This is a genomic window from Exiguobacterium sp. s11 (genome assembly GCF_018619015.1).
Lineage (GTDB): Bacteria > Bacillota > Bacilli > Exiguobacteriales > Exiguobacteriaceae > Exiguobacterium_A > Exiguobacterium_A indicum.
This window is the reverse complement of record NZ_JACSNF010000001.1, coordinates 308,893-334,603: the sequence shown is the minus strand read 5'-3', so window position 1 is coordinate 334,603 and position 25,711 is coordinate 308,893. Positions and strand designations below refer to the sequence as shown.

At 45.3% G+C, this 25,711-nt stretch carries 32 protein-coding genes; 16 read left to right on the top strand and 16 right to left on the bottom strand.

What is annotated here, in order from left to right; all coding sequences use genetic code 11:
- Nucleotides 1-84: 84 nt before the first annotated feature.
- On the bottom strand, nucleotides 85-1,509 hold the full coding sequence (locus KNQ12_RS02095; RefSeq protein ID WP_214746084.1) for an NAD(P)H-binding protein: 1,425 nt from the start codon (nucleotides 1,507-1,509) through the stop codon (nucleotides 85-87).
- 159 nt (nucleotides 1,510-1,668) lie between these two features.
- Here KNQ12_RS02095 and KNQ12_RS02090 point away from each other — a divergent pair, with 159 nt between their 5' ends.
- Nucleotides 1,669-2,058 carry a hypothetical protein gene (locus KNQ12_RS02090; RefSeq protein WP_023468515.1) on the top strand — a complete coding sequence of 130 codons (390 nt, stop codon included), beginning with the start codon at nucleotides 1,669-1,671 and terminating at the stop codon, nucleotides 2,056-2,058.
- 245 nt (nucleotides 2,059-2,303) lie between these two features.
- Nucleotides 2,304-3,653: a phenylacetate--CoA ligase family protein gene (locus KNQ12_RS02085; RefSeq protein ID WP_214746081.1), complete on the top strand. Its 1,350-nt coding sequence runs from the start codon at nucleotides 2,304-2,306 to the stop codon at nucleotides 3,651-3,653.
- Nucleotides 3,654-3,708: 55 nt separating this feature from the next.
- Here the strand turns inward: KNQ12_RS02085 and KNQ12_RS02080 are convergent, their stop codons facing one another.
- On the bottom strand, nucleotides 3,709-4,563 hold the full coding sequence (locus KNQ12_RS02080; protein WP_214746078.1) for an AraC family transcriptional regulator: 855 nt from the start codon (nucleotides 4,561-4,563) through the stop codon (nucleotides 3,709-3,711).
- Nucleotides 4,564-4,735: 172 nt separating this feature from the next.
- Between KNQ12_RS02080 and KNQ12_RS02075 the strand changes: the two genes are divergently transcribed.
- Complete coding sequence (locus KNQ12_RS02075; protein WP_214746076.1) at nucleotides 4,736-6,088, top strand: phenylacetate--CoA ligase family protein; 1,353 nt, start codon at nucleotides 4,736-4,738, stop codon at nucleotides 6,086-6,088.
- A 127-nt stretch (nucleotides 6,089-6,215) separates the two neighbouring features.
- Here the strand turns inward: KNQ12_RS02075 and KNQ12_RS02070 are convergent, their stop codons facing one another.
- On the bottom strand, nucleotides 6,216-6,569 hold the full coding sequence (locus KNQ12_RS02070) for a hypothetical protein (RefSeq protein WP_214746073.1): 354 nt from the start codon (nucleotides 6,567-6,569) through the stop codon (nucleotides 6,216-6,218).
- A gap of 109 nt (nucleotides 6,570-6,678) precedes the next feature.
- On the opposite strand from KNQ12_RS02070, the gene KNQ12_RS02065 reads away from it, so the two are divergent.
- Both KNQ12_RS02065 and KNQ12_RS02060 read left to right on the top strand, forming a co-directional pair.
- On the top strand, nucleotides 6,679-7,410 hold the full coding sequence (locus KNQ12_RS02065; protein WP_214746070.1) for a DUF5694 domain-containing protein: 732 nt from the start codon (nucleotides 6,679-6,681) through the stop codon (nucleotides 7,408-7,410).
- Nucleotides 7,411-8,007, top strand: a complete 597-nt coding sequence (locus KNQ12_RS02060) for a hypothetical protein (RefSeq protein WP_214746067.1) — start codon at nucleotides 7,411-7,413, stop codon at nucleotides 8,005-8,007.
- On the opposite strand, the gene KNQ12_RS02055 is transcribed toward KNQ12_RS02060, so the two are convergent.
- Nucleotides 7,989-8,915: a zinc-dependent alcohol dehydrogenase gene (locus KNQ12_RS02055; RefSeq protein ID WP_214746064.1), complete on the bottom strand. Its 927-nt coding sequence runs from the start codon at nucleotides 8,913-8,915 to the stop codon at nucleotides 7,989-7,991. The genes KNQ12_RS02060 and KNQ12_RS02055 overlap by 19 nt on opposite strands.
- A gap of 122 nt (nucleotides 8,916-9,037) precedes the next feature.
- On the opposite strand from KNQ12_RS02055, the gene KNQ12_RS02050 reads away from it, so the two are divergent.
- From KNQ12_RS02050 to KNQ12_RS02035, 4 genes are read left to right on the top strand one after another with little or no spacing between them, the layout of a single operon-like run.
- Nucleotides 9,038-9,205, top strand: coding sequence for a hypothetical protein (locus KNQ12_RS02050; RefSeq protein ID WP_023468507.1), 168 nt, complete (start codon nucleotides 9,038-9,040; stop codon nucleotides 9,203-9,205).
- A gap of 12 nt (nucleotides 9,206-9,217) precedes the next feature.
- Nucleotides 9,218-9,631, top strand: coding sequence for an RDD family protein (locus tag KNQ12_RS02045; RefSeq protein WP_214746061.1), 414 nt, complete (start codon nucleotides 9,218-9,220; stop codon nucleotides 9,629-9,631).
- The gene (locus KNQ12_RS02040; RefSeq protein ID WP_214746058.1) at nucleotides 9,621-10,346 is read left to right on the top strand and encodes an alpha/beta fold hydrolase; all 726 of its coding nucleotides are present in this window, start codon (nucleotides 9,621-9,623) and stop codon (nucleotides 10,344-10,346) included. Before KNQ12_RS02045 ends, KNQ12_RS02040 begins: the two co-directional genes overlap by 11 nt.
- Nucleotides 10,318-10,776: an NUDIX hydrolase gene (locus KNQ12_RS02035; protein ID WP_214746055.1), complete on the top strand. Its 459-nt coding sequence runs from the start codon at nucleotides 10,318-10,320 to the stop codon at nucleotides 10,774-10,776. Before KNQ12_RS02040 ends, KNQ12_RS02035 begins: the two co-directional genes overlap by 29 nt.
- A 55-nt stretch (nucleotides 10,777-10,831) precedes the next feature.
- Here the strand turns inward: KNQ12_RS02035 and KNQ12_RS02030 are convergent, their stop codons facing one another.
- On the bottom strand, nucleotides 10,832-11,575 hold the full coding sequence (locus KNQ12_RS02030; RefSeq protein ID WP_075642470.1) for an SDR family oxidoreductase: 744 nt from the start codon (nucleotides 11,573-11,575) through the stop codon (nucleotides 10,832-10,834).
- 202 nt (nucleotides 11,576-11,777) lie between these two features.
- On the opposite strand from KNQ12_RS02030, the gene KNQ12_RS02025 reads away from it, so the two are divergent.
- Nucleotides 11,778-12,167 (top strand): thiol-disulfide oxidoreductase DCC family protein, encoded by a 390-nt coding sequence (locus KNQ12_RS02025; protein WP_214746051.1) that lies wholly within the window; start codon nucleotides 11,778-11,780, stop codon nucleotides 12,165-12,167.
- A 42-nt stretch (nucleotides 12,168-12,209) separates the two neighbouring features.
- Here KNQ12_RS02025 and KNQ12_RS02020 read toward each other — a convergent pair whose 3' ends face one another.
- The 7 genes from KNQ12_RS02020 to KNQ12_RS01990 form a co-directional block, all read right to left on the bottom strand.
- On the bottom strand, nucleotides 12,210-13,325 hold the full coding sequence (locus tag KNQ12_RS02020; protein WP_214746048.1) for a hypothetical protein: 1,116 nt from the start codon (nucleotides 13,323-13,325) through the stop codon (nucleotides 12,210-12,212).
- A 74-nt stretch (nucleotides 13,326-13,399) separates the two neighbouring features.
- Nucleotides 13,400-13,693, bottom strand: a complete 294-nt coding sequence (locus KNQ12_RS02015) for a spore coat protein (RefSeq protein WP_058713253.1) — start codon at nucleotides 13,691-13,693, stop codon at nucleotides 13,400-13,402.
- Nucleotides 13,686-13,904, bottom strand: a complete 219-nt coding sequence (locus KNQ12_RS02010; protein WP_055968392.1) for a hypothetical protein — start codon at nucleotides 13,902-13,904, stop codon at nucleotides 13,686-13,688. The genes KNQ12_RS02015 and KNQ12_RS02010 overlap by 8 nt, the downstream gene beginning before the upstream one ends.
- Before the next feature lie 5 nt (nucleotides 13,905-13,909).
- Nucleotides 13,910-14,791 carry a manganese catalase gene (locus KNQ12_RS02005; RefSeq protein ID WP_055968390.1) on the bottom strand — a complete coding sequence of 294 codons (882 nt, stop codon included), beginning with the start codon at nucleotides 14,789-14,791 and terminating at the stop codon, nucleotides 13,910-13,912.
- Between the two features lie 205 nt (nucleotides 14,792-14,996).
- Complete coding sequence (locus KNQ12_RS02000) at nucleotides 14,997-15,548, bottom strand: cysteine hydrolase family protein (RefSeq protein ID WP_214746045.1); 552 nt, start codon at nucleotides 15,546-15,548, stop codon at nucleotides 14,997-14,999.
- 12 nt (nucleotides 15,549-15,560) lie between these two features.
- Entirely contained in the window at nucleotides 15,561-15,866 is a 306-nt protein-coding gene (locus tag KNQ12_RS01995) for a hypothetical protein (protein ID WP_075642465.1), read from the bottom strand.
- Nucleotides 15,856-18,171, bottom strand: coding sequence for a sensor histidine kinase (locus KNQ12_RS01990; protein WP_214775400.1), 2,316 nt, complete (start codon nucleotides 18,169-18,171; stop codon nucleotides 15,856-15,858). Before KNQ12_RS01990 ends, KNQ12_RS01995 begins: the two co-directional genes overlap by 11 nt.
- 291 nt (nucleotides 18,172-18,462) lie before the next feature.
- Between KNQ12_RS01990 and KNQ12_RS01985 the strand changes: the two genes are divergently transcribed.
- Both KNQ12_RS01985 and KNQ12_RS01980 read left to right on the top strand, forming a co-directional pair.
- Nucleotides 18,463-18,864 (top strand): RrF2 family transcriptional regulator, encoded by a 402-nt coding sequence (locus KNQ12_RS01985; RefSeq protein WP_047394819.1) that lies wholly within the window; start codon nucleotides 18,463-18,465, stop codon nucleotides 18,862-18,864.
- Nucleotides 18,865-19,191: 327 nt separating this feature from the next.
- A complete protein-coding gene (locus KNQ12_RS01980) occupies nucleotides 19,192-19,620 on the top strand; it encodes a hypothetical protein (RefSeq protein ID WP_055968383.1) in 429 nt (142 codons plus the stop codon).
- A gap of 44 nt (nucleotides 19,621-19,664) precedes the next feature.
- Here KNQ12_RS01980 and KNQ12_RS01975 read toward each other — a convergent pair whose 3' ends face one another.
- A complete protein-coding gene (locus KNQ12_RS01975; protein ID WP_235515895.1) occupies nucleotides 19,665-20,048 on the bottom strand; it encodes a VOC family protein in 384 nt (127 codons plus the stop codon).
- 127 nt (nucleotides 20,049-20,175) lie between these two features.
- Between KNQ12_RS01975 and KNQ12_RS01970 the strand changes: the two genes are divergently transcribed.
- Genes KNQ12_RS01970 through KNQ12_RS01960 form a run of 3 tightly spaced genes read left to right on the top strand, consistent with a single transcriptional unit; the run spans nucleotide 20,176 to nucleotide 22,108 of the window.
- Nucleotides 20,176-20,988: an MBL fold metallo-hydrolase gene (locus tag KNQ12_RS01970; RefSeq protein ID WP_055968378.1), complete on the top strand. Its 813-nt coding sequence runs from the start codon at nucleotides 20,176-20,178 to the stop codon at nucleotides 20,986-20,988.
- Complete coding sequence (locus KNQ12_RS01965) at nucleotides 20,985-21,479, top strand: AAA family ATPase (protein ID WP_055968377.1); 495 nt, start codon at nucleotides 20,985-20,987, stop codon at nucleotides 21,477-21,479. The genes KNQ12_RS01970 and KNQ12_RS01965 overlap by 4 nt, the downstream gene beginning before the upstream one ends.
- Nucleotides 21,476-22,108 carry an HAD hydrolase-like protein gene (locus KNQ12_RS01960; protein WP_214746039.1) on the top strand — a complete coding sequence of 211 codons (633 nt, stop codon included), beginning with the start codon at nucleotides 21,476-21,478 and terminating at the stop codon, nucleotides 22,106-22,108. Before KNQ12_RS01965 ends, KNQ12_RS01960 begins: the two co-directional genes overlap by 4 nt.
- A 230-nt stretch (nucleotides 22,109-22,338) precedes the next feature.
- On the opposite strand, the gene KNQ12_RS01955 is transcribed toward KNQ12_RS01960, so the two are convergent.
- On the bottom strand, nucleotides 22,339-23,724 hold the full coding sequence (locus KNQ12_RS01955) for an MFS transporter (RefSeq protein ID WP_023468496.1): 1,386 nt from the start codon (nucleotides 23,722-23,724) through the stop codon (nucleotides 22,339-22,341).
- A gap of 322 nt (nucleotides 23,725-24,046) precedes the next feature.
- Between KNQ12_RS01955 and KNQ12_RS01950 the strand changes: the two genes are divergently transcribed.
- Nucleotides 24,047-24,388, top strand: coding sequence for a hypothetical protein (locus KNQ12_RS01950; protein ID WP_055968372.1), 342 nt, complete (start codon nucleotides 24,047-24,049; stop codon nucleotides 24,386-24,388).
- A 92-nt stretch (nucleotides 24,389-24,480) separates the two neighbouring features.
- Here KNQ12_RS01950 and KNQ12_RS01945 read toward each other — a convergent pair whose 3' ends face one another.
- Together KNQ12_RS01945 and KNQ12_RS01940 are read right to left on the bottom strand one after the other, a co-directional pair.
- Nucleotides 24,481-24,936 carry a hypothetical protein gene (locus KNQ12_RS01945; RefSeq protein WP_023468494.1) on the bottom strand — a complete coding sequence of 152 codons (456 nt, stop codon included), beginning with the start codon at nucleotides 24,934-24,936 and terminating at the stop codon, nucleotides 24,481-24,483.
- An 18-nt stretch (nucleotides 24,937-24,954) separates the two neighbouring features.
- Nucleotides 24,955-25,665: a GntR family transcriptional regulator gene (locus KNQ12_RS01940; RefSeq protein ID WP_055968370.1), complete on the bottom strand. Its 711-nt coding sequence runs from the start codon at nucleotides 25,663-25,665 to the stop codon at nucleotides 24,955-24,957.
- Nucleotides 25,666-25,711 lie beyond the last annotated feature (46 nt).

Here is a 25,711-nt window from a genome sequence, read left to right as displayed (position 1 = left end):
ATCACGATTTTTTCCATTTCGTCATCCTTCTGTAAACGTCAAAAAACGATTCGCCAAGGAAGAGGCGAATCGTTTTGATTGGCATTAAGAGGACGGAACGATTTCGTCCGCACGTGTCGATTCTTGTTCCGTCGAATGAATCCGGCGCAACAAGTGTAATTTGAAGAGATACATGACGAGCAGGTGAACGTTCGCCTGTGTTGCCTTGTAGAGTATCCACGGTAGCGCAGGGACGAATTCATGGATGGCGATGATACATTCCTGCGTACCGGGAATTTGCCGGAATTCAATCCGACCACGGCTGTCTTGCTCGACTTTTGCGAACAATCCGCCGGTAATCCGGTACGTCGCCATGTGTCGATCGTGAACCGGTTCCTTCGTCAATTCCAGCAGCGGTTGTTCGTAAAACGGAATGTGGATCCGAACGACTTGATCTTGCACGGTTGACGATAGGAAAGGGCGAGCAAATGATGACAACCAGTTCATATAATCTTCAGCTGCCCAGTCGGCATCGCGATCCTTTGGCAAAAGAACACGTTGTACCGATCGGACGTCAAGGACGTCTGGTGTCGAAGACGACGAGGAAGAAGATCCTTTTTGTTCCTCCTCCTCTTTTAACGCATCTCGGACTGATTGTTCGAATGTGATTTTGCCGTCACTGATGCCGGGAACCATTTTTTCTGGATCCGCAACCATCTCATGGACCATGCTTTCAACGAGTGGATAGACGGTTTCTTTTGGTTCTCCGGACACGAGTGTCACCCAAAGGCGGGATAATTTAACGGTCAATAAAGGAATATCGATCGTCGGTTGTCGTTTACCCATGATGTCGGCTGTTTTAAGGATCATCTCTTTATAGGTCATCGCTTCCGGACCACCGATATCGATGGCCCGGTCTTTGACATCATCGCGATCGACACTTTCACCAAGAGCATGAATGACGTCGGGTAAGGCGACAGGATGTGTCTTGTTACGTGTCCATCGTGGGAGTGCCATGACGGGTAAGCGTTTGACGAGTTTCGATAAGATTGGGAACGATGAACCTTTAGGACCAACGATTAACGCAGCACGGATCGTCGTCACCGGTGTTCCGTACGCACCGAGAACGCGTTCGACTTCAAGTCGACTCTTTAAGTGACGCGATAGATTTTCTGTTTCCTCGGGGATGATACCACTTAAGTAGATGATTTGCCGGATGCCGTTTTCTTTTGCGGCACGGGCGAAGTTATCGGCTAACAATAAGTCCATATTCTCAAACGATCCTTGTGTCAATTTAGCAGATGGCATCATCGAATGGACGAGGTAGACAGCGATGTCTGCTCCTTTCATACCAGCGATCGTATCGTCTAGAGAAAAGAGGTCGCACGATCGCCATTCGACGCGTTCCTCATTGTCCTTGTCGTCACCATTTCGTGAAAGGGCGATGACGTCATATTTTTTCTTTAGTTCGTTCAGTAAATTGTGACCAATGTATCCGGTGGCTCCGGCTAAAGCTAGGCGCGTTGGCATGGATGTAAACTCCTCTCTTATATCTGTTGTAATGTACCCCCAATCGAGTCGGTTCAATCGCAAGAGGATATGCTGAGACGATTCAGTTGAATGGAATAGGGAATAGTAACATATGGAAAAGAACCAACAGGAAGTATGAAAACAAAGGGGGCTTCAACCATGCAGACGATACAATTCATGCAAGAGGGACATGAACGACGATTCGATCTGTTGTGGAGACGATTAAAGCCGAAACAACGAGAAGATGCAGCGATGGTCTCGATGCTGTACCTTGCGACAGGACAGCCACAAGTGCTCGAACGGTTCTCGGATTACTTCTTTCCGGATAGTGGTGAGTTTTTTGATCGTGAATTTCTGGCTGAACCCTATCCGAGTCCAGCGTTAGAAGCAATCATCCACTTGATCGTCCAATTGTATAATGGACGAACGACGATCACGATCATCGAGCTGATTGAACGATTGGATGAGCAACAGATGTCGCTCGTACTCGAAGCGATTAAATTGCGGGCATACGGATGTCAGATGCTACAAAAAGGTGCGAAATCGTAATACCACTCGTATGAATCCGATTGATGAAGAAACTCCTCTTCATCAATCGGATTTTTTGTGAGGGAAGAAAAGTTGTAAGTTCAAGAATCGGTAAGAAGATGTTCGTGAATCAGAGTTCATTAAAATAAATCGCCATGAAAATAAAAGCTAAGTTTATTCACGAAGAACTAATTGAGATGGGCGGCGACTGGAAATAAGATGAAAGTATCAGTAAAAGGTGGTCTAACTATGGAAGGAGTGACATCATGCAGCTCAAAGAATCGATCTACTTTCACTCACCGATTTTCATCCAAAACTTGTTGACGACTTTACAAGGACGTCGCCTGTTCCATGAACGATACGGTCCCGCCTATCAGCAACGTTTACAAGAACTGAAACAGAAGTTAGGACGACCGCATGACGTTCGAGCAGAACAATTGCATCGATTAAACGACTTCCTTTCTTTTTGCCAAACACATAGTCCATACTATCAGGAATTGTTTTCTACCATTGCACTAGAGCTCCCGCTACAATCGATTGACGAACTAAAACAGATTCCCCCTTTGACGAAAGAAATCTTACGCCAACAAAATGAGGACGTCCATGCGCACGTCCATGCCCCGATTCTCGGAAAAACGGGCGGTACGACCGGTAAATCGATTCAAGTGCATTATACAAAGGAAGACATGCAAATCCGGATGGCACATCTTGACTTCTTCAAGTGGACCCATGGAGTCGATCAAGGGATGCGCCGTGCAAGTTTTACCGGTCAAACGCTTGCTTCCCCGCAACAAAAGGCACCGGTTTATTGGCGGACGAATAAAGTCATCAATCAGATGTTGTTCTCGATCAAAAACATCAATCCGAAAACCGCCGCTGCATACATCGAACAACTGAATCGGTTTCAGCCGGAATCGATTGATGGTTTGCCTTCAGGAATGATCGAAGTCGCACGATATGCTAAAAAATATGGGATGACCTGTACGTTTCGTCCCAAAGCAATCTTCCCGACGGCTGAGATGATGACGGCAGAAGAACGAACGCTCGTCGAAGAAGTCTTCCATGCGCCAATCTATGATCAGTATGCGTCGTCAGAAGGGGCGCCGATCGTCGCCGAATGTCCGTATGGGAAAAAACATTTACATTATGAGATGGGAATCATTGAACGTGATGAGGACGGTGAAATCCTTGTGACGAGCTTCGATACGCATGGTACACCACTTGTCCGTTACCGCGTTGGCGATCGGATGACGCTTAGTCAGGAAACGTGTCCCTGTGGTCATCAAGGTCCGATCATCGCTTCGATCGACGGACGGGGGAGAAGCTTCATTCAACTCAGAAACGGGCACCGTGTCTTTGAAGGCGAACTTGCGGGAATCGTTCGAGCGTTCCCGAACTGTATCGAACGCGTGCAATACATTCAAGAGACGCGGGATGAGATTGTTTTATTATATGTTCCGGATGAACGATGCTTCGAGAAAGAACATGAGAAGAAACTCTTTTTCGTTCTTGACCGACTGTTTGACGGACAATTGAATGTCGTCATGCGCGCGGTACCCGAAATTCCGAAAGAAATCAGTGGAAAAACGTTACTGATTAAACAACAGTATGCATGACACATGAAAAGGCGAGGTCACTGATGATCTCGCTTTTTCGTATGTCCTGAAACTGTCAGTCGCGTGGTCGCACCGGAATCCAGATGGCAGATTGATAATCGGCGGCAGACGGGTCGCCTGCCGAATAAACTTCGAGTTCAGCGTGAGGGAGAGGATCATATCCATGCGATGGGATCCACTCTTGATAGATACGCTGCCACATCTCTTGAATGGCATGCGGCATCGGACCAACGACCGGAAACGTCGCCCAAAGACTCGCCGGAATCGTCATCGTTTCCTGACCGGGCAGAACTTCCGTTGTCGTCGTCGCGATCCAATAATCCATCGATGCTTCGGTGAAATTGGAGCAGACACCAATCACACCTTCAATCTGACCGTCATTTTGTTTAAACAAGGTAGCATCTTGACCAGAATGATTCACATCATTCCAAAACAACGGAATCAGTTGTTGTTGGGCACCATCTTGCGTCGGGAAATGTTTTCGCCATCCTGAAATTTGTAAAGCCGGTCGTTCGATGAGTTGGTAATCCATTTGCTCCAGTCCCTTCAAGGTCACCTGAATGCTCAGGCGGTTATAGGCGTGAATCGGACGTCGCTCGCTTCGCATCAACGTTGGCGAACAACCATGCTGACGTTTGAAAGCTTTCGTAAAAGCTTCCGGCGTCTCATAACCAAAACGTAAGGCGAGATCGATGATTTTTTCGTCCGTCTGTGTCAATTGTTGCGCTGCGAGCGTCAGACGTCGTCCTCGGATGTATTCCGGTAACGTCATCATCGCAAGTAACGAAAACGTCCGTTGTAAAGGATAAGCCTGCATCTGAGCGACTTTTGTCAAAACGTTGAGATTGAGCGAGTCTTCTAAATGATCTTCGATATAGTCAATAACGCGTTGAATCGATTCGAGCCACATCTTGTCACCTCCTTGTTTTCAGTATAGTAGAGCGAAGATCGTCGGACCTGTCCAAGGTGATAGCAATTTGTCAGGATGCATGTTCCCTTATTTTTGTCATATTCCTGTCAGTTATTTACGATATCGTAGAGATATCGTAATCGTTATTTCCCTTGCGAAAGGACGTGATGATATGGGTATCAAAGAGCAGATCTACAATCGCTCTCCTCTATTTCTCCAGCACTTCTTCACAACCCTCTATGGGTATCAATTGCATCGCGAACGTTATGGACCGGTCTATCAAGAACGGTTCCGGATGCTCCTCGAACGAGAACATACGACGATCGACGTCAAAGCGGAACAACTTGATCGTTTAAATGACTTCCTTCGCTTCTGTACTGAACACAGTCCCTATTACCGTCAGCTCTTCACTTCACATGGCATTCGCCTACCGTTAACGGACTTATCCGAACTAAAACATATTCCTGTACTATCAAAAGAAAAATTACGAACACACATGGAGGACATTCAAACAGATGTCGCTGCGCCAATCATAGGGAAAACGGGCGGAACGACAGGCACGTCACTGCAAGTACGATATACGATACCGGATATGCAAATTCGCATGGCCCATCTGGATTATTTCAAGGCGACCCACGGTGTCTACCGTGGCATGCGACGAATCAGCTTTACGGCACAGGATCTCGTACCCGAGCGTCAACAGGTGGACGTCTACTGGCGAATGAATCGAGCGGCGAATCAACTCTTGTTCACGGTAAAACGATTATCCCCAAGGACGATGGCAGCTTATCTTGAAGCCATCGAACGTTTTCAACCAGAAACGATCGATGGTCTTCCGTCAGCGATGATTGAGCTCGCCCGATTTGCGAAGCGAGAAGGGATCCGCTTGACGTGTCAACCGATTGCGATTTTTCCGACGGCTGAACGGATCGACGCGGAAGAGCGCCAAGTCATCGAAGAAGTGTTTCACGGACCAGTCTTTGATCAATATGCATCGTCTGAAGGGGCACCAATCGTTTCGGAATGCCGGTTTGGTCAAAAACATCTGCATCATGAGATGGGGATCATCGAACTCGATACAGACGGGGAGATTCTCGTGACGAGTTTTGATACACACGGGACTCCCCTCATTCGCTACCGGGTCGGAGATCGGATGACGCTCAGTCAGCGCACCTGTTCCTGTGGTCACCCGGGACCAATCATCGAATCGATTGACGGCAGGGGGCGGGCATTCATTCAAAAACCGGATGGGCAAAAGATTTTTGAAGCGCAACTGTCGAGTCTCGTCAAACATTTGCCAAACAGTATCGAGCGTATTCAATATGTTCAAATGACGACAGATAGCGTATCGATCTACTACGTTCCGGACGCAGAGCGGTTCAGTCAATCAGACGAACGACTTCTGATGGAACGGTTGTACCGTTTATTCGGTCGTGATATCCATCTCGATGTACAAGCCGTATCTTATATCGATGCAGAGGAAAGTGGGAAAATTTTACTCGTTAAATCAAGCTTAACAGGATAAAAAAAGTGGACAGATGGCGCCATCTGTCCACTTTTTATTACTTTTCACCATACCTCGTGTAAAAGTACAAAACATCTCTGCTGTTGGTACTTCTAAAGAGGTACCACGTTAAAAGTGTTAAAGTGCCTCATTGATTCAAATTGTTTTTGATATCTCTTACCTTTTTTAAAAGCCATTTTTTATTTTCTTTGTCTTTTACGATGATAAAATCTTCTGTTCCTTTAACAGAATAGATGGTGGAGCCGACTGAAAAAAGATTCGATTGACTGTTCGCTTGGGGCATTTCATAGGCTTTTGTTTTCTTTAGTATCGTGCTCATTTTTTCTCCTTGTTGCATAGATGCATCCAATTCAACTTCTGTTCCGTTATACTCTTTGTTATTCACAATGACGATCATGGCATGACTAACTTCGTCCTCTGTACCGGTTTGACTGCATCCGAATAAAAATCCAATGAACACAATGACGAATATCTTTTTCATCGGAACCTCCTTATATGAGTATTCGTTGAATAGGAACGTAAATTCATGATAGGTAATAGTCGATTCTTTTACCAATTATAAGGTAAAATCAGGAAAAGGAGGGAGATAGATGAAACCTCAGATTTTACTGTTAGGCATGTTCCATCTCGATCGCCCGGCAAATGGTGACATGATTCGTCCAGCAATTTTTGATATCGCGTCAGAGAGAAGGCAACGAGAAATCCAAGAAGTCGTCGCTCGATTGAACGCATTTCGACCGACATGCGTTGCCCTTGAGACGGCACCTGAACGCATGAGTGACCTGCAACATACATATGACACCTATCAACATGAGAGCGATTTAACCGAAAATGAACGGCAACAAATTGGCTTTCGATTAGCCCGGATGGCGGGAGTAGCAAATCTCCATGGGGTCGATTGGAACGAAATCGTACCCGGCGTACCGGATTTAGGAATCGTCCGTTCACATCATCCGGAAGCCTTTGAGACGATCGTCGCGGCTGAGATGAAGCGGACAGAACAGTTAGAGCACGCGATGGAGCAGTCATCATTCTCCGAATGGCTCGATCGATTGCACGCTGAAGAAACGATTGCAGCGTCGGCTAGAATCTATGATCAAATCGAACGACTGGAGAGTGGTCGGATTTGGGTTGAACGCTACTGGCGAGTCCGCAATCAAAAGATCGCAAATCGTTTACTGCACCTCGCTCAGGCGAACGAACGAATCGTCTGTTTGTACGGTGCTGCGCACCTCCCGTTATTACGACAATATTTGAATGAATCGAACCAAGTCGAAGTGATGACGTGGAACGATTGGAACAACAAAAAGGAGTGTATGTAAATGCTATTTCACTACCATATTTGGACACCACATTTGGAAGAAACAGAAGCTTGGTACACGGCACGCGGATTTCACGTTTCCCAGCGCATCGGGAAGAAAGACGGAGAATTTTCGTCGTTCAATCCACCTCTATCATGGGATGATTTTCGAGCCGATCAAATTTTATTCCGAATCATTGAAATGAAAAGGGGAGCGGTCAATGTGACGATCGGATTCGGAAAAACGGTTCGTTTCGATCACATCGGATTTTTGATTCAGCCCGGTGACGTGCAAACGATTCTCGATCGCGCAGAAACGTTATCGTTCACCGTCCAAGCGAACGAACGGCGGATATTCTTGCAGACACCATACGGATTACGGATTGAACTGCAAGTCCATGAAGATGCGATTGCGGATACTGATGGAGCGACGCTTGAGCGTCTGATCCTAGCGACGCCGCGCGAAGGATTAGAGGCGGATTTAGCGAAACTGTTCGATCAACCGATTTCACAAATCCAAACCGTCCGCGGAGAGAAGACCGTCTTGCAAGAAGCAGTCTTTTCCGACGTATCGCTCGTAGGTACGGATCCGAACGGTGTTCAGCTCGTCTGCTCATAATCAACGAATACTTTGATCGGGAGATCTGGTGTTTCCATTAAGGCAGCGAAGCAACTGGCGAGCTCCGAAAACGAAGTCTCGTGTTCGAACAAAGCGGGCAATGTCGCGTGACGCTCGTCTGCAAAGAGCCAGTCTGCGTGCTTGCGGTAGTCCCAGCCGTCACTCGATGCAACGATCTGAAGTTCTTTCGCGTGAAAAGCGGGCGTCAACGCCAAGGATTCCCGGTTGCCGTCCGATAAGACGCAGATTGAACCATGAGGACGGACAGCAGACTGAAGCTCGGCAAAGGCCGCTTGGCGTCCGGAACATTCGATGGCGGCGTCATACATACTTGAATCCGGTGTGACGACACGTGCACCTAATTGACGTGCTAACTCCGCTCGGGACGTAAGCGGCTCGATGATATCAATCTGACGAACGTTGATATAATGCCGTAAGTAATGCACTGTAAGCAAACCGATCGTACCCATTCCAGAAACTAAGACGTTTGTGTCGGGTTTCAATGTCAGCTTACGGACGCCTTTTGCCGCGTCACAGGACAGAATCAGTAGTAAGGCTTCACGTGGTGAGACATAAGCAGGAACCGGGATGACCTTCGATACAGGAACGATCGCCTGATCTTGATGACCATAGAAGCTGACGACCCGATCACCGGGCTTGACGATTTGGACGGCGTCACCAACTGCAAGCACTTCGCCGTAGCTTTCATATCCGGTCTCGAGCGGATAGTCATAGCTGGTTTCGGTCATATCTTGTTCCAGCCATTGGGGAAGTTCGGCACCAATACTGATGGCACCGGCTAAGGTGCGGACGTGGACGTCATGGATGCCAAGCGGCGGCAGTTCCCGAACAAGATAACCAGGTGTCTTCGACTCCACAAGACAGCAAATCGTTGTAGTGTTCAACATGTAAACCTCATTTCATTGTTGGATTGATGACATATGGATCAAGCATATACCACTTTACTTGTAAAATATAACAATTCGAAACCAGAAATGATGTAGAATAAGAAAGAAAAGGAGGGAATCGAATGGAACCATTATTGATTTTGGCATTGCTCGTGTTCGCATTCTTGACGTATCGGTATAGTAAGATCCTCGTCCGAAAGGATATCTCTGCTGCAAACAAACGACTCGCAATCGTCTTTTATTTGATTGCCGTCAGTGGACTTGGCGCTGTCGTCTATTTCAACGTATAAGGAGGACCACCCATGCATTTAACGACTAAACGACGAATCGGTGCGTATATCATCAACCAAGCTGTTTATTTCGGACTTTCCTTCGTCATCGAAAAAACGGTGTTACGACGTGTGAAGTCAGAAGTCGTTCACGCTGTCGTGACACAACCGACAATCAGTTTTCTAGGAGAAGTCGCGCAATTAAAACTGTTGAACGGAAAAACGATTGGTGGTCGGATTTGCGGCATCCAGGTTGAAAGCGAGAACGGATTGCCGTTGACGACAGAACAAATTGTCCGCCGAACAGTCTATCGTGATACGGTCTCGCTATTTAAGATTCGACCGTATTGGAAACCGTTTCTTGAGAACGGACACCGATTACCGGAAGATGACTTCGCGAGAACGATCGTCCGCTTGAATCAGGAGAAGCTAAATAATGAAGCTTGATTTTCATGTTCATTGTGTCCGTGCCTCTCAACCTACAGGAGCCATTCTGCTTTATCATGGTTGGGGCGGAACGGCTGTTTCTTATCTAGAGTTTGCGCGACAATTATCTGACGAAGGATACGATGTCTTCATCCCGGAACTTCTTCGACACGACCAGCGTGAACCGCTTGATCATCCATTTGATCCAGAAATAACGACGACCTATTTTTGGTCCGTCGTCGAACAATCGATTACGGAAGCGACAGCTATCATCGAACAATCAGGCTGGCATGTTTCAGACGTGATAGCGATCGGCGTCTCGATGGGTGGGTTCATTGCCCACGGGATCATGTCGCGTCAGCCGATTAAAGCACTCGTTGCGATCAATGGGGGCGGTGCCTATCTTGAAGCAGAACGTCAATTCCGCGTTCGTGACGGGCGACCTGCCATCAAAAAGGAGGATGTACCATGGAAGCTCGATCCAATCAGCGTGATGGATGAGCGTCCGCGATTACTCCTGCACGGCGATGCCGATGACATCATTCCACTATCGATCCAGCAGTTTTATCACGGGACAGCTGTTCAAGCAGGTATGGCGCAAACGACCGTATTAGACGTTTTTCCAGGTGTCAATCATACCGTGACCGATGCAATGATCAAACAACTGATCACATGGCTGAAGCACGTCAAACTTCAAGGGGCGACAGATGGACTACATACGTTTTCTTCGCACTAAGGTCGGTCAAGAAAAAGTGATGTTGAACTTTGCGGGTGGCATCGTCATCGACGAGGAGGAGCGCATTCTTCTTCAAAAACGGCGGAAGCAACAAGCATGGGGCTTTCCCGGCGGCGCACTGGAACTGGGAGAGTCGATTGTCGAAGCCGCACAGCGTGAGATTTTTGAAGAGACCGGTTTTCATGTCAGGATCGAACGTTTGAGTGGTGTCTATTCGAAGTACGAAGAGATGTATCCAAACGGGGATGTCGTCCAGCCGATCGTCCATTTTTTCGTTTGCCGAATCAATGGGGGGCAATTGACGATTGATTCCGATGAATCACTCGACGTTGCTTTTTTTGAAAGAGACCAAATGCCAGAGCTCTATAGCGAACTGCATCAAACAGCCTGGAACGATTTTTTGACAGAAACGATTCCGGTCTTTCGATAATGCAAAACATCCTTCTGATTTTAACGTCAGAGGGATGTTTTTACATACGACATATTCAGCGTTCAAAGCCACCTTCGGAATGGATGACTTGCCCGGTCACCCAGCCACCGTCAGGACTGACAAGGAATTGGATCAATCGTGCGACGTCTTCCGGCGCACCGATTCGCCCGAACGGAAAACTAGGTTTAAGCGCCGTCCGGGTTGCTTCATCCATCCAAGTCGAGTCTGTCGGACCCGGATTAACCGCATTGACGGTGATGCCAAGCGGTGCCACGGCTGCCGCGTAAGTCTTCGTAAAGGTCGACAAGGCACCTTTTGTCGTAGCGTAAGCAATCTCGTCAGGCATCGGACCGAGATCCTGTCCGGACGTCAGTTGAATGATACGACCGGACGTTAGATGTGCTTCAACGAATTGTTTCGTGAAACGTGTCGCGAGCAACAACGGTGCCCGGAGATTGACGGCATAGTGTTGATCAAGACTGGCTGCATCAAGTGTTCGCCAATCCGTCATCGTCGAATGGGCAGCGTTATTGATCAGGATACTTGGTGTTCCAAAGTCTTCTACCTGATCGAATAAATCATCAGCGGCATCTGCTTGACCTAAATCAAGTTCGATCGCAAGGACGCGGGCACCTTGATTTTCAAGTTCGGTCGTAAAACTAGTCGCCCAATCCGCTGTTGCTTTAAAATAAGTAAAGACCAGGTCATGTCCAGACATGGCAAGCTGGCGGCAAATCGCAGCTCCGATGTCGCGTGTCTGACTGGCACCGGTCACGATGGCAATCGGTCGTTTCGTCATATGTACGCTCCTTTACATAGATACATTCAAATAAATGAATGGTTCCAAATGTTTACAAAAACAGTATAGCGTAAGAAAGACAATGAACGGAAGCGTTATCATGATTTAACATACTGATTAAATGCATGTTTTGACTTGAAACGTGGTAAAGAAAAAGTGTACAAAATTATTCGTTAAACAGGTGGGGAAGGATGAATCGATCATGAAAGCAATCGTCTTATTCGACGGAGAATGTAATCTCTGTGACGCGAGTGTCCAGTTCATTTTGAAACGAGACCAAGGATATCATGATTTTGCCTCGTTGCAAGGGGAGACGGGGCAAGAACTCGTCAGGCGCCACCATCTCCCGGAAACGATCGACAGTGTCGTCGTGATTGACCGGGGTGTGCCCTATATTAAATCCGATGCTGCGTTACGGATTGCCGGTCATTTAAGAGGGAGATGGCGTCTGTTGAGTCTACTTCGGATTGTTCCACGTCGACTTCGAGATCGCGTCTATGATTTCGTTGCGAACAACCGTCATCGCTGGTTTGGACAAAAGCAGCAGTGCGCGTTACCGTCTCCGGAGACGCGAGCTCGATTTCACGACTAAAGATGAAAAACCGCGACGAATCGGTCGCGGTTTTCTTTCTGTTCATTGGTTGGTCACATGCAACCAGTGACAACTTGGCAATGGATCGCCGAGGAAACTTAATCCTAAATCATGGGCTTGGTGGATTGTTTCAAAACAATCGTCTCCCTCATCCAGATACACTTCATGATGTGGTGATTGGAGGTGTGTTCCTGCGATACGCCAAAGATTTGAACGGTGTGTCAAAGTTATTTCGTAGTCGATGTTTGGTGAGACGACGAGCGGATTACCAACAGAATGATGAAGCGTATACCGAGTTGGTGATTGATGTGATAAATAGACTTGCTGTGTCGAAGCGACATCTTCTCGATATAACTGATGACAAGCATCAAAAGAGCGAGTAGGATTTGCTTGTTTTGATAGTTGATGAGTCGTTTCACCATTACATGTCAGGACCTCTGTAAAGGTACGATACTCTTTAGAAAAAGGCGAATATTGTCGCGCATCGCCTTCGAAATAACGATGCGGAGAAAACGGATTCGGATTCACGAGAATCGGAGGAGCAATGAACGTCAGTACACGCAATCGGTATGAAGAAACCTTCGTATGTGAAGCGGATAGCGGGTACAAAGAAAAATAGAGTACGAATTGTTCAAATTCCCGTTCTCGGTCTTGTTCTTGTTTTATCTGATTCGTAACGCGGGCGAACGTCTCGATTATGCGTGCGAACGGCATCGATTTTCTAGAAATGGGACGTAACACCCGGATTTCGAAACGTGTAAACTGTTCAGGGTCAATCGTTCCTTTCCATTCGGGTGTTGTAGTTTGACCTAATCGATGCCCATCTTGAAATATCGAATAATGCGATACCTCTGGAATTTCACCCCATAATAGTCGGACAACATGATTTTGTTGAATCAGGACAGTCACTTTTCGATTCCAGAACAAATCATCCGTACTTGAAACAAGAGCCGTGACGATACGTGTCTTCGAATCTGAATCGATCAGTTCGAACGACAAAGGCTCATATAAAGGGAGTACATCCGTTTGATAGGTATTCGAGTTCTGAATGAAACAAGGTATACCGTTTAAGAAGAGTCGGACGTTACTTGTTCCTTTCCAGGTGAGACAAACGGTTTCTCCGCTTTGTTTGATTTGAATGTGATTGATGTCAATCATGGGACTGATCGCTCCTTACACGAATTCTGAAAGAAAACCCCTTCCACTTCTGAATCAGAAGGGAAGGGGAAACGTCATAGCAATCCTTTTGCGACTTCTAGTTTTTCTTGATCGTGTTTTAATTGCTTTTTCAAGTCATGCGCGTGATACATCTCATGGTCAATCATGTATCCGGCGATCGCAGCGTGAGTCTGAATGGCTTTGTTCAGTTGTTCGGTCAAGACTTTCCGCACATCAGGAGAAGCCGTTTCCGTAATCGCGACAGCATAAGCACGGACGAGTGATTTACTGCTGATTAAGAAATCTGTCGCAATCAACTCGTCTCGTTTTTTACTGGGACGATTAATGGATTGAAGAGCTTCATTCATGAGAACCGCCTCCTTCATGATCTGCCAATAGCTTTTGTAAATCGTTTAATGCTTGTTCGCTATCTTTGATGTCTTGAGCAATCAATTTTTCAAGCGTCTCATCTTTAACAAAAGAACGAACAGCAACAGCTTTAACGAGACAGGCTTGTTTCATCGTCATGATTTCATGGATTTCGAGTGTTTCATGGATTGCAAGTGGTGATTTAGCCATCGGTCTCACTCCTTATCATGTAACATACGTTTGACAGTATCTTTAACGTTTTGCATTCCTGTTTTTTCTGCTAGGTCGTGGTGAAGTTTGTGTGCTGGTACCTTCATATTCGGAATATTTCCTTGTGGTGCAGGGTTTTCTAGATGAACGAATTCACCGGTGCCATCTTGTGCTTCCCCTTGAGCCCAGCGACCTTCTTTTGAAGCTGTTCCTTGCGATAGGTCCCAGAACTCATAAGCATGCGGTTGCGCTTCCATCTCATCTTCCGGTGCGAAAGTAGCAGGCACGACGACGCCGTTTTTCGTTTCCAGCTCTTCGATCGCAGCCATCCATTGATACTGGTGATAGCGGTCACGGGCGAGCATCTTACGGAATGTAGCACGCACGCCTTCATCCGTCGTCATATGATAGAGACGGGCGACTTGAAGTCGACCTTGTGATTCAGCATGTAGGTTCGAGCGCATATCTGCCAATAAGTTACCGCTCGCGACGATATAGGATCCGTTCCACGGAATGCCGTTTGCGTTTGATGGCAGTCCACCGAGACCGCTAACTAAAAGATGCTGTGGATTCATACCCCCGAGAATTGCTGCCGTCGCTGGATCTTTGGCAGCTTCTGCCTGATCATCCGGTGACGCCCCGTCGAGCAATTGAGAAATGAGGGAACATAGCATTTCAACGTGCCCGATTTCTTCCGTCCCGATATCCATCAGCATATCCTTGTACTTTTCTTCACCTCGACAATTGAAGCCTTGGAAAAGATATTGCATCATGACCGTCATCTCACCGAATTGTCCACCGAGTACCTCTTGCACGGCCCGAGCGAGTTTTGGATCGGGTCGATCAACCTTGACTTCGAATTGTAATTCTTTTTGATGGCGAAACATGAAAAGACCCCCTTTAAGTTTTAAACATATGCGAGTTACACATGTTATATACCTTAATCAGTTTCTTTCAAACCTGTTTACCTTATTTTTCGATATGCTGAAGTGAACGTTCAATCAAAGAATGATTTATGAACAAGTTTGGGATAGTGCCAAGGCAGTATTTCCTATGCAGTTTTAAACGTTTCAAAAAAATGATGCAATATCGTCATTCCCCCTCCATCAAGCTTAAACTTGAGGAGCAATCAAGAGATAATGTCGAACTGAGAATTTCTAAAGCATGATCTTTTGCAACGGCGGTTTCTGCTGCCGTACAGTCTGCAGGAACATGAATGGCATATTCTCGCATGTAGGCGTCGTTTGCAGTAAATAAGATACACATATCCGTCGTTAGACCGGTGATGATAAGACGTGAGACATCCAAATGCTTCAATAAAATATCAAGTTGGGTCCCGAAAAAACCTGAATGTTTTGGCTTGATGATAAAGTAATCGTTCTCTTCTGGGTGCATTGCTTCAATGAGGACATCGCCAAGACCACCGCGACACTCATCAATGATCTGATTAACATTCTCTTGCCACAGACCAAAATTGTCATTGACGTAAATCACCGGGATGTTTTGACGTTTACAATGTTGTTTTAATTTTGAGAGTGGTTCAAGGACAGGGAGCGTTTGTTGCAATAACTGCTCGGCTCCTTCAAAATCCATCTTATTGATAACATCAATAATCAACAATGCTGTATTTTCTTGAACAGTCATGGCGGACTCCTCTCATAAAAAAGTGATTAAATAATGATAAGGCGAATAGAGCTGGGCTTTAGAGATAAAAATCTCAGAAGGGGAGGCTGATTCACGGGCTCCGCGGACATCAATTAAACAACGATAAATGAGGGATTCCAACTCTGCGATGAAATCAGGATATTGATATAAAGCGTCATACAGCCGTCTTTTGCGGTGATCTTCCATCAAGACGATGCAGGGGTTGGTCTCTTTCAGTGCCATTGCACTGAAGACAGTTTTTTGCTGTTTAAAATCTTGATTTAAACAGCGAACGATTTGATTTAAATCAGCTTCCACGTTCTTCACTTCCTAGTTGTAGATTATTCATACTGTTCTTATACATGTTATTGGTTGTGTTCCACTCTTCATCACGAGGTAAACGGATAAAAAAGTCGGATCCCTTTCCGATTTCTGAATGAACGGTGATACGTCCGCCATGCGCCTCAATGATCTCCTTACAAATCGGTAAACCGAGACCTGTGCCTTGAACTTGGAGGTGGTCTGCCTGTTCGACGCGGTAATATGGATCAAACAGATAGGGAAGATCTTGAGTTGGGATACCATATCCGTCATCGCTAATGGTGATGACGATTTCAGATTCACAGCACGCTAGCGAGACTTGGATATTTGAATCAACGGGAGAATATTTTATCGCATTATTCAAGATGTTTAATAAGACTCTCCGGATTTTTTCTTGGTCAGCCGTGATCAGACAAGGACCGTCGCTTTGGATTTGTAAATGATGTGTCGATGTCGAAACGTTCAACCACTCGGTTAACTCAATGAGCAGATGTTCGATGCAAAATCTTTCTAACTGATAGGACTCTTTTTGATGACTAAGTCGCTGATAATCTAGGAATTCGGTTAATAGTTGACTGAGTCGCTGCGTTTCACTTCGCATCGTCTCTAAGTATTTGCGCTGTTTTGAAGGAGACAACGTCCGGTGTAACATTAGTTCGCTAAATCCTTCAATGGAGGCAAGCGGCGTTCGTAGCTCATGAGATAAAACCGAAATGAAGTTCTGCTCTTTTTTAGCATGGTTGACTTCAATTGTGCGTTCACGAAAAACAAATAAAATACCTTGACGATCGGGCAAAAATTCTGTGTAAAGTCGTACGTGACGATCATCTGGCATTGAGAAATCCTGAGCAGGAACGACTGATGCATGCTCGAAGCCTGCTTTGATTTGTTCGACATATGCCTGCAACGCATCTGTTTCGAGAATCAACGGTTCGAAGGCTTCGATAACGAATGCTAAGTTTTCAGATTGTTTTTCAGATGGTGACCAGTTCGGGAACAATTGATGGAACATGTGATTCGTAAAAATATTTGTGTTCGTCACATCGACGAACAATATAGCTTCTCGAAGACCATTTAAAATGCGTTGAATTAATTGATGGTGATCTTTTATAAGGATGTCATCTAACAACCGCATCAACCCGATATTCAATAAATGTGTCGTTTTCTGAAGTGCGATAGTCTCGGTGAAACGATGATGAAATTGTAACGTCAATGTACCAATGAATTTTGACGGACTGTGTAATGGGAGAGCACACAACGTCAATTGTTCTTCCTCAATTAGATGGATCGATGTATCTAGCTCGGTCTTGGCTTCTAACTCTAGCCGTTTTTGGACATAAGTCGGTTCGTCTGATAGTGCGATATGGACAGCTTCAAAACTTTCCGACTGTGGTGAAAAAAAGATATGCGTCGCCCGAAAATGACTACCGATTGCTTGTAGCCACGTGTGAAGACCTGACATTGATTGATGACGTAAAATTTGAGTAGCTAACTGGTTTTGAAATTGAAGTTGTCGCTCAATTATTTTTTGTTGATAGAAAGACTCTTGGAGTTGTGAATTGACAGCTTGTGTTTGCTGGTGTTCAAAGGCGAGCAACGTCGTCATTTGTTGCATCGATCGCCCAAGTTTACCAATCTCGTCGTGACGGTTCTGAAAATCGTTCTGCTCCAATTGGTCAGGGTGTCTCGTTTGATCGACGAGGTCAAGTAAGTCCGTTCGAAAAGACCGCACAAGTCTTAAAATCAAGTAACTGAGAAGGCAAAAAGCAATGATCATCACACCAAAGGCGTAGCGTAAAACTTCAACGGTTCTTTGTTGTAGTGATTGTTGTGCTTTTCGCTCTTCATTATGAATCAATCGAAAATAGTCATTGATAGCGGAGTCAGATTGTTGAACCAGCTTTTGATTATCCGTGAGTACTTGTAACGTCAGTTCCAGTTCTAACAATCTTGCAAATTGAACGAGTTGATGTGTAAAGCGTTCATCCGCTGGATCTGAATAACGTTGACTAAATGATTGAACGTGTTGTTGTAAGCGTTCCAACCGCTGATTGACCTGCTTAAGATCGATTTGATCATTAAAGTCGATTTGTTGGACTTGAAGATTGACTTGTTGTGCTTCATTCCATAGTGTGCGAGCTTGCGTTTTTTGTGATGTGATCTTCTGTGATGAAGTTCGGTGTTGCTCCAGCTCTTGTTGAGCAAAGTAAAATGTTAAGACGCCGATGCTTGCAAAAATCAAGAAATTCGAAAACAATAGGATATAAAATCGATGAAACATACTTGATGAAAGCCACTTCATGACTAGACCTCTTTCTAAAAAGATATATAAACAAACGATAAAAATACATGTTTAAAGAAATCTTATCATAGACATTAAACATTCTGCTTGAATTGCTTCATCGACTAAAATATCATTTTGCCTCTTTCCGAAAAAATCCCTAGATTTTGACACTTCATTTCCTTTAAGATAAACGATATACATATGTGCAAAATCACTCAAAATGACACTTCAAGCCATACTATTGATTGTGAAAATGAGTAAGCTTCTGTACTATGTTTATATAAAGGAAAGAAAAAGAAGGTGAAATGGATGAAGATGACTCGCTCTACGGACTATGCCATTCGTGTGCTTATTTTCGCAGCGTCGCATCCGAATCGGCTCGTACAAATTCAAGAAGTGGCAACCCATTATGATATTTCTAAAAATCATTTGATGAAGATTGTCCATTCATTGAGCAAGTTTGGTCTCATCATTTCCGTACAAGGTCGTAATGGTGGATTCAAATTAGCGAAATCGCCAGAGACGATTACGTTAGGAGAAATCGTTCATTTATTTGAAGAAGTATCCTATCTTGAAAATGTGACCGTTCCCAATAAAAATGGTAGTTTGCAAAACACACGTCAAGCGTTCGATCAAGCATTCATGTCCTTTACGGACGCGTTGCAGGCATACACGTTACAAGATTTAATCGCGCCGACGATGAACGACTGAAGAAAGAGTCAGAGAGGGATAGATGATCTCTGACTCTTTATCCGTGTACATATTCCAGTCATGCAGATTTTTATCAGATCATCATGTTAATTATGATTAAAACTAGTATCTTTTATGTTACTATAAACAAGATTCGGACGCTATTCGAATCTTAATTTTGAAACAAAAACATGTACACTTTGTACTTGTTTTTGTGGTATAACTTTACAGGAAGGAGGGGATATTTCCAATTTACCTGCTTGATTTCATATAGGACTCTTACTGTCCATTCAGATAAAGGATTAAAGGCATTCGTCCATTGATCCACGTAAAAGGGAGGGTTTCGGTATGTCCGAAATGACCATCGAAATGTTCGTTCACTTCATTCAACACTTAGTGCATTCTCCACGATTTATCGTCCAGCGTCATCATGAATATGAGGACACCTACATTTTTGAAATTCGTGAGTTGAATTTATCTCGTGTCTCAAAAGCCGTATTGCTTCATAAAACAGTTGATCTTCTTCATGAAAAAACGTCAGAAGATACACGCGAAACGTTGACGAATGAACTGGTCACTCTATCACAAAAGACATTATTGAAGTCAGATACGATTGCTACACTTAAAGTGGAGTCTACAATAGAAGGCTCATTACATCTTATATTTTCGGAAGACAAAAAGATCTGGTTTTCTGGCATTCTTGATACTGAAGAGGCGATCAATCGGTTCACAGAACGTTTTCAAAGCGTCATAAATGATGATCGAACGTCTTATTAAACAAAGCAGGGCGAGCCACATCAGTGGTTCGGCCTGCTTTTGTCTTACCCTGTACAGAGCATCAAGACGTTGCCGTCGGGATCTGCAAACGTAAAGTAAGCAAAATCATCGAAACGCTCGATGTCACGAATGATGGGAGCCTGTAACGACAACACAAACTGATAAGATGCATCAATATCTGTTGTATAAAAATTAAATAAAGCATGTGGTGAAGGATGATGTTGGTACGTTGCGTCATTCGAATGATCATCGAGTGTCAAACTCGTTGGACCTTCGAGTGGGAGATTGTAAACAGGTGACGAGACACGCGACACATCCAACGGCAACTGCAGTAACTGGTGATACCAAGCGGCGGCACGTTTCACATCCTGAACATGCAAAAAGACAGCGTTCAAGCGGGGCGCAATAAGGTGGGTCGAAATTGACATGAGCATCTCCTCCTTTTTTCATACATGTTTCTTTCGGTAAACGCCTCTTAATTCCTTCAATCCCTATAAATGGAATATGGTATGATATATCAGGAAAATCATTTACGAATGGGAAAGGAATGATGAGATGGAAACGATCATCTGTACGACGTGTGGCGTCGAACAAATCAATCCAGAGCGCGAAACGTGTCCGATTTGCTTAGAGGAACGACAGTATGTCAATCCAACTGGTCAAACGTGGACGACGCTCGCTGCCATGCAAACGTCAGGAACGTATCAAAACGTCATTAGTGACGACGGAGCAGGCGTCTATGCGATTCAGACGACACCGGCGTTCGGTATCGGTCAGACGGCATATCTTGTCCAAGGAAAATCGTTCAACCTGTTATGGGACTGCATTACATATCTTGATTCAACAACGAAAGAGCAACTTGAGAAATTAGGCGGAATTCACGCGATTGCTTTATCACATCCGCATTATTACGCGACACAAGTCGAATGGGCTGAGACTTTTGACGTGCCGATCTATATTCATGAAGATGATGCATCGTTCGTGACGCGACCAAGCGAACGCATCGTCTTCTGGAGTGGTGAACGCTTGGAATTGGCAGAAGATGTGATGTTACATCGCGTCGGTGGTCACTTCAAAGGAGCAGTCATCTGTGAACGAAAAGACGCATCAGCGGGGCTATTGTTGACAGGGGACATCATTCGGATCGTTGCCGATCGGGCATGGGTCAGTTTCATGTACAGCTATCCGAATGTGATTCCGCTTCCGGCAAAGACGGTCGCGCGAATGGCAGAAACGTTACGTCCGCTTCACTTTGAAAAATTATATGACGCCTTTCATCGGAAAATCGAAACCGGCGCGTCTGAAGCTGTAGCACGCTCTGCAGAGCGGTACATTGCTGCCTTGAACGGGAACTGGTTCACGACATGAAGTCGCGCTTGATCGTCATTCGCGGGAATTCTGGTAGTGGAAAAACGACGCTTGCTAAAGCGTTACGATCGGTTTTACCGGATAGCATCTTGTTTTCACAAGATGTTATCCGCAGGGAGATGTTGAACGTAAAAGATGGACCAGGAAATCCGGCGATTCGCTGGATCGAGGAGTTGGTCGGACTTGCTGACGGACGCCACGCGACGATTCTGCTGGAAGGCATTCTTGCACAGGATTGGTACGGTGAGATGATTGACCGGTTGGAACGTCGCTTTACGTCACGGTACGCGGCGTATTATTTTGACGTCTCCTTCGAAGAAACCATTCGTCGCCATGCGATGCGCCAGCCGACGGAGTTTTCTGAGACGGATATGAAACGCTGGTGGATTGATCGGGATCACCGCCCAACGGATCGTTTGATTGCTGAGGATACATCGATAGAAGCCATGATTCAGAAAATAAAACAACAGCAAAAAGGGGAGAGCGAATGACACACTACATTTTTGACATGGATGGAACGTTGTTTCAAACGAATGCCGTGCTTGCGCATGCGCTAGAAGATGTCTTTCATGAGTTGCGTCAGACGGGGCGCTGGGAGGGAGAGACACCAGTCGCCCTCTATCAGCAGATCATGGGCGTCTCGTTACTGGAAGTCTGGCAGACGTTACTACCGGACTTTTCAGCCACAGACCAACAGGCTGCGGATCAAAAGTTTCGACGTAGCATAGAGCAGGCAGTCAAGGCGGGGCATGGTTGCCTATATCCAGGAACGGTCGAGTTGCTAAGTCGTTTGAAACAAGCGGATCACTCCGTCTATATCGCCAGTAATGGGTGGCCATCCTACTTGTCAGCGATCGTGACGACGTATGGACTCGAAGCCTATATCGATCATGTCTATAGTATCGAAGACATCCGTTCCGGTGATAAATCAGCACTCGTACGGGAGATTTGTAAGACGCACGACATCTCGTCAGGCTACGTTGTCGGTGACCGCTTATCTGACTTCAAAGCGGCGCATGTGAACGGACTCGTTGCAATCGGTTGTCAGTTCGATTTTGCGCAAGAGCAGGAACTCGCAGTCGCGGACCGCGTCGTAAAAGAGTTGAGTGCTGTCTACTAAAAAAGGGGGCTGACTCCAAAAAAAGAATGACGCGTCTTTTCACGCCCTTTCCTCAGGCGAGACACAAGCCAGTTTTCCTGCTTTGTTGAAGCAGGAAAACGGGTCTTGTTCGTCTCTTACAACGCATAAATGCGTTTTTCCTGTAGGAGTGGCGTGTGACGCGTCATTTTTTTTATTACGAGATAAGGGAGGACAGATTGATGATCTGTCCTCCCTTTTACTTATAGCAATTATTCTGCCCACCAGAGGGCGTCGTCTGGTTTCTTCGCGATCGACGCGACTTCTTTTTCACTCGATACAGTCGGATGCGACCCTTTCAGTGCCTTACCAGCTGTATTCTTAAAGAAGAAGAAGAACGTGACGAAGCCGATGACGCTGACTGCTGTTAGATAGAAAGCAGGAGCGAGCGGGTTTTGTGTCGTATGAACGAGCCATGTCGAAACGAGTGGCGTCGTTCCACCGAAGATCGAGACAGAGACGTTAAACGTCACGGATAGCGTCCGGTAACGGACATCCGTATAGAAGATACTCGGTAGAAGACTTGGCATCGTTCCTTCAAAGATCGCCAAGAAGAAGCCAAGGATGAAGATTCCGATCCCGACGAACAAGAGTGGTTTAAGACCAATCAAGAAGAACGACAGGATTGAAAGCAACGATAGTCCGGCTAACGCGAAAAGAACAATATTGCGATTGCCTTTTTTGTCACTAAGCTTCCCGAAGAAGTAAGCGAGCGGAATCATGATCACCATGACACCAGTAATTAGAATCGTACTTGTCGAACTTGACATACCGATGACTTCATCGAGGTACGATGGCATGTAGGACAAGAGCATATAGTTCGTAATGTTGAAGAAGGCGACAGCGATGAAACAAACGATGATATCACGTTTGTGGTCACGCAGGATTTCGCGGAATGTCGCGGGTTCTTCTGTATTTTCATTGATCTCATTTTCGAAGATCGGTGATTCATCCAAGTGACGACGTAAATAGAGACCAAATAAACCGAGTGGTGCCCCAAGAATGAAGGGAATCCGCCATCCCCAAGATGCCATTTGATCATCCGATAAGGTGACGAAAAGTGTTGTAGCCAGTAATGATGCGAGAATATATCCACCGAGTGTACCGATTTCAAGTCCACTTCCGAGGGCACTCCGTTTGTTATCTGGTGATGACTCAGCGATGTAGACCATTGCGCCGGCATATTCACCGCCAGTCGAGAATCCTTGTAAGATCCGGGCTAACAATAACAGGATCGGTGCCCAAATTCCGATTTGATCGTAGGTCGGTAATAGACCAATGATGAGCGTGGAACCAGCCATCATGACGATCGTCGTTGTTAAGACGACCTTCCGCCCGAGTCGATCTCCGATGCGTCCAAAGACGATTCCGCCGATTGGTCGCATTAAAAAAGCGATCGCAAACGTCGCAAAAGTAAAGACGAGCTTCAGTTCATCATTTTCAACAGCGCTAAAGAAGTTTTGACTGATGATGATTGCGAGATAGGAATAAAGACCAAAATCGAACCATTCCATCGCATTCCCAATTCCGGTCGCGTAGACACTCTTTTTGGTTTGCTGCATGTCAACGACATTGACTTTTTCTTTTCTGAATTTCATAAGTTCTGTTCACTCCCTTTGATAAGTTCGTATCGTACCATAGCAGGAAATGAAGTCAAGTTGCTAATGCGCTTAACCACTTGAAAACGACTGAAAATGGCTCTGTGCCGGGAGTTGTCAAACCGTTGCTACTCTAAGGACGAACAGGGGTGTGCATTTTTTATGAAAAAAATTGAAAATTTTTTGGATGTTTTCATAAATTCGAAACAATTTTCATATGTTCTCACAACTAAAAAATCAGTAATCCGCCTTTAGGATGAGGGGAGTTAAACTATTTTTTGGTAATTTTAAAATGAAGATGGAAAGTAAAAGGAGAATACTTATGAAGAAGAAATGGATCGCCATTGTATGTCTTGGGCTCATTGTAGTCATCGGTAGTTGGTATGCTGGATTTCAAGAATCAAAAGTATCCGGTTTTCCGTTGCCGCGATTTGCTACGGCAGTTGAAAAACAAGGCGAGTGGAAAATCAAAACCCGTCTAGTCTCGGAAACTGACGGACCGGGTTTACTCTATGGGACTCGGATTCGCCAAGCCGGTTGGAAAGAACTCGATCGTGAAGGCGCAACGGCGTGGTATGAAAAAGACGGGAAAGTGATTGCCTTGACGACGTTTGATGGGGAACTGTATCTCGAAAATTCGAGTAAAGAAAAGATTCGGTTATAACACAATGAAATGAGACAACGATTGGCTTGTCTCATTACTGTAAGCACTTCAAAAGGATTTCATGGGCATAAGCTCATGCAATCCTTTTTGTTTTAATCATCTTCGGAAGAGGAGAGTTGTTTATGTGTCTTAGAATCGTAAATTTTATAGGAAATCGGAAATCGATGGTTCTTTGTTGAAATGACGCGACAGAAATAGGGCACGTCTTCTCCGTACGCTCCTAATTCCGGATAATCTTGAAAGGTAAAATCCTCATAATCTTCGGTTGAGTCGAAAATAATAGACATGGATTGTGTCTTTCCTGAGTTTTCCTCTACATAACAGTCACCTTTGATGACAGCGTAGTCCTTGAAGACGATTTGCGATAGGCTAGGGACCGTCCAGTAAAGTAGTCCAAATCCAAGTAACGTGATGAAGATGAACTGAAGTTTGTCTTTAAATGTTTCTGTCGAGTCTTTCCATGTATCAATCGTAAAGAAGATGCCACCAAAAAGTGTAATGATTCCGAGTATAAGCATTCCGTAATACAGAATGAGTTCACGATTCATTTGATTTAGCTCCGTTCTTCATAAATATAGTCCATTCGCCTGAACGACGAAATGCGAATGTTCATAATGGTATGTGATGACGGAATAGTCGAACGGACGACCGTTCGTTAAATGAAATACTGTCTCGATCGTTAATCCAGGATCGCCCTCGGTGAGATCCAGATGATGAGCCGACTCAGCGCTTAACTTCCCGACGTGCATGTACATATCCGAGAACCCAATATTCAATTGGAGTGCCGTCTCTAAGTATTCGAAGATCGACTGCTCGACGATTTCACGATTTAAGTACGGAACGATTGATTGGCGATAGTAAGACTCTTCGAGACAGAGGATCTTGCCGTCGATGTAGCGGATTCGCTTAACGTAATAAACCGTCTCACCTGCCTCGATCCCGAGATTCTTCGCGATGTTATTCGTTGCAGACATTGGTTCGAGTGCAAGAACGGTCGACTCAATCGTATGACCGACGAGATTCTGCTTGAATCCTTGGGTCGAGAACAGACGAATGTAGCCGGTGCGATTCGTCTTCCGGACAAAAATCCCGCTTCCGCGGACTTGAAAAATGATTCCTTTTCGTTCGAGTAACTCAAGTGATTTTGTCATCGTCGTCTTACTGACGGCGAACTGCCGGATCAACTCTTCAAGAATCGGTAGTTTGTCCCCTTGTTTCAACTCATGTTGTTCTATGTACCGTTCGATTTCATCAGCCGTCTGTTGGTATTTCAGCATAGGACACCTTCTTTTCTTGCGAACTTTTTCTTTCTTTAGTATAGCA

What these genes read in the sequence shown, in the direction of transcription:
- KNQ12_RS02050 (WP_023468507.1), top strand. Translation starts at nt 9,038, where the DNA reads ATGGAACCATTATTGATTTTGGCATTGCTCGTGTTCGCATTCTTGACG.
- KNQ12_RS02000 (WP_214746045.1), bottom strand. Translation starts at nt 15,548, where the DNA reads ATGACTGTTCAAGAAAATACAGCATTGTTGATTATTGATGTTATCAAT.
- KNQ12_RS01980 (WP_055968383.1), top strand. Translation starts at nt 19,192, where the DNA reads ATGTCCGAAATGACCATCGAAATGTTCGTTCACTTCATTCAACACTTA.
- KNQ12_RS01945 (WP_023468494.1), bottom strand. Translation starts at nt 24,936, where the DNA reads ATGAATCGTGAACTCATTCTGTATTACGGAATGCTTATACTCGGAATC.
- KNQ12_RS02035 (WP_214746055.1), top strand. Translation starts at nt 10,318, where the DNA reads ATGGACTACATACGTTTTCTTCGCACTAAGGTCGGTCAAGAAAAAGTG.
- KNQ12_RS01950 (WP_055968372.1), top strand. Translation starts at nt 24,047, where the DNA reads ATGAAGAAGAAATGGATCGCCATTGTATGTCTTGGGCTCATTGTAGTC.
- KNQ12_RS01970 (WP_055968378.1), top strand. Translation starts at nt 20,176, where the DNA reads ATGGAAACGATCATCTGTACGACGTGTGGCGTCGAACAAATCAATCCA.
- KNQ12_RS02060 (WP_214746067.1), top strand. Translation starts at nt 7,411, where the DNA reads ATGCTATTTCACTACCATATTTGGACACCACATTTGGAAGAAACAGAA.
- KNQ12_RS02010 (WP_055968392.1), bottom strand. Translation starts at nt 13,904, where the DNA reads ATGGCTAAATCACCACTTGCAATCCATGAAACACTCGAAATCCATGAA.
- KNQ12_RS02070 (WP_214746073.1), bottom strand. Translation starts at nt 6,569, where the DNA reads ATGAAAAAGATATTCGTCATTGTGTTCATTGGATTTTTATTCGGATGC.
- KNQ12_RS01975 (WP_235515895.1), bottom strand. Translation starts at nt 20,048, where the DNA reads ATGTCAATTTCGACCCACCTTATTGCGCCCCGCTTGAACGCTGTCTTT.
- KNQ12_RS02025 (WP_214746051.1), top strand. Translation starts at nt 11,778, where the DNA reads ATGAAAGCAATCGTCTTATTCGACGGAGAATGTAATCTCTGTGACGCG.
- KNQ12_RS01940 (WP_055968370.1), bottom strand. Translation starts at nt 25,665, where the DNA reads ATGCTGAAATACCAACAGACGGCTGATGAAATCGAACGGTACATAGAA.
- KNQ12_RS02095 (WP_214746084.1), bottom strand. Translation starts at nt 1,509, where the DNA reads ATGCCAACGCGCCTAGCTTTAGCCGGAGCCACCGGATACATTGGTCAC.
- KNQ12_RS02045 (WP_214746061.1), top strand. Translation starts at nt 9,218, where the DNA reads ATGCATTTAACGACTAAACGACGAATCGGTGCGTATATCATCAACCAA.
- KNQ12_RS02085 (WP_214746081.1), top strand. Translation starts at nt 2,304, where the DNA reads ATGCAGCTCAAAGAATCGATCTACTTTCACTCACCGATTTTCATCCAA.
- KNQ12_RS02030 (WP_075642470.1), bottom strand. Translation starts at nt 11,575, where the DNA reads ATGACGAAACGACCGATTGCCATCGTGACCGGTGCCAGTCAGACACGC.
- KNQ12_RS02075 (WP_214746076.1), top strand. Translation starts at nt 4,736, where the DNA reads ATGGGTATCAAAGAGCAGATCTACAATCGCTCTCCTCTATTTCTCCAG.
- KNQ12_RS01955 (WP_023468496.1), bottom strand. Translation starts at nt 23,724, where the DNA reads ATGAAATTCAGAAAAGAAAAAGTCAATGTCGTTGACATGCAGCAAACC.
- KNQ12_RS01960 (WP_214746039.1), top strand. Translation starts at nt 21,476, where the DNA reads ATGACACACTACATTTTTGACATGGATGGAACGTTGTTTCAAACGAAT.
- KNQ12_RS02040 (WP_214746058.1), top strand. Translation starts at nt 9,621, where the DNA reads ATGAAGCTTGATTTTCATGTTCATTGTGTCCGTGCCTCTCAACCTACA.
- KNQ12_RS02090 (WP_023468515.1), top strand. Translation starts at nt 1,669, where the DNA reads ATGCAGACGATACAATTCATGCAAGAGGGACATGAACGACGATTCGAT.
- KNQ12_RS02015 (WP_058713253.1), bottom strand. Translation starts at nt 13,693, where the DNA reads ATGAATGAAGCTCTTCAATCCATTAATCGTCCCAGTAAAAAACGAGAC.
- KNQ12_RS01985 (WP_047394819.1), top strand. Translation starts at nt 18,463, where the DNA reads ATGAAGATGACTCGCTCTACGGACTATGCCATTCGTGTGCTTATTTTC.
- KNQ12_RS02005 (WP_055968390.1), bottom strand. Translation starts at nt 14,791, where the DNA reads ATGTTTCGCCATCAAAAAGAATTACAATTCGAAGTCAAGGTTGATCGA.
- KNQ12_RS02080 (WP_214746078.1), bottom strand. Translation starts at nt 4,563, where the DNA reads ATGTGGCTCGAATCGATTCAACGCGTTATTGACTATATCGAAGATCAT.
- KNQ12_RS02020 (WP_214746048.1), bottom strand. Translation starts at nt 13,325, where the DNA reads ATGATTGACATCAATCACATTCAAATCAAACAAAGCGGAGAAACCGTT.
- KNQ12_RS02055 (WP_214746064.1), bottom strand. Translation starts at nt 8,915, where the DNA reads ATGTTGAACACTACAACGATTTGCTGTCTTGTGGAGTCGAAGACACCT.
- KNQ12_RS01965 (WP_055968377.1), top strand. Translation starts at nt 20,985, where the DNA reads ATGAAGTCGCGCTTGATCGTCATTCGCGGGAATTCTGGTAGTGGAAAA.
- KNQ12_RS02065 (WP_214746070.1), top strand. Translation starts at nt 6,679, where the DNA reads ATGAAACCTCAGATTTTACTGTTAGGCATGTTCCATCTCGATCGCCCG.
- KNQ12_RS01990 (WP_214775400.1), bottom strand. Translation starts at nt 18,171, where the DNA reads ATGAAGTGGCTTTCATCAAGTATGTTTCATCGATTTTATATCCTATTG.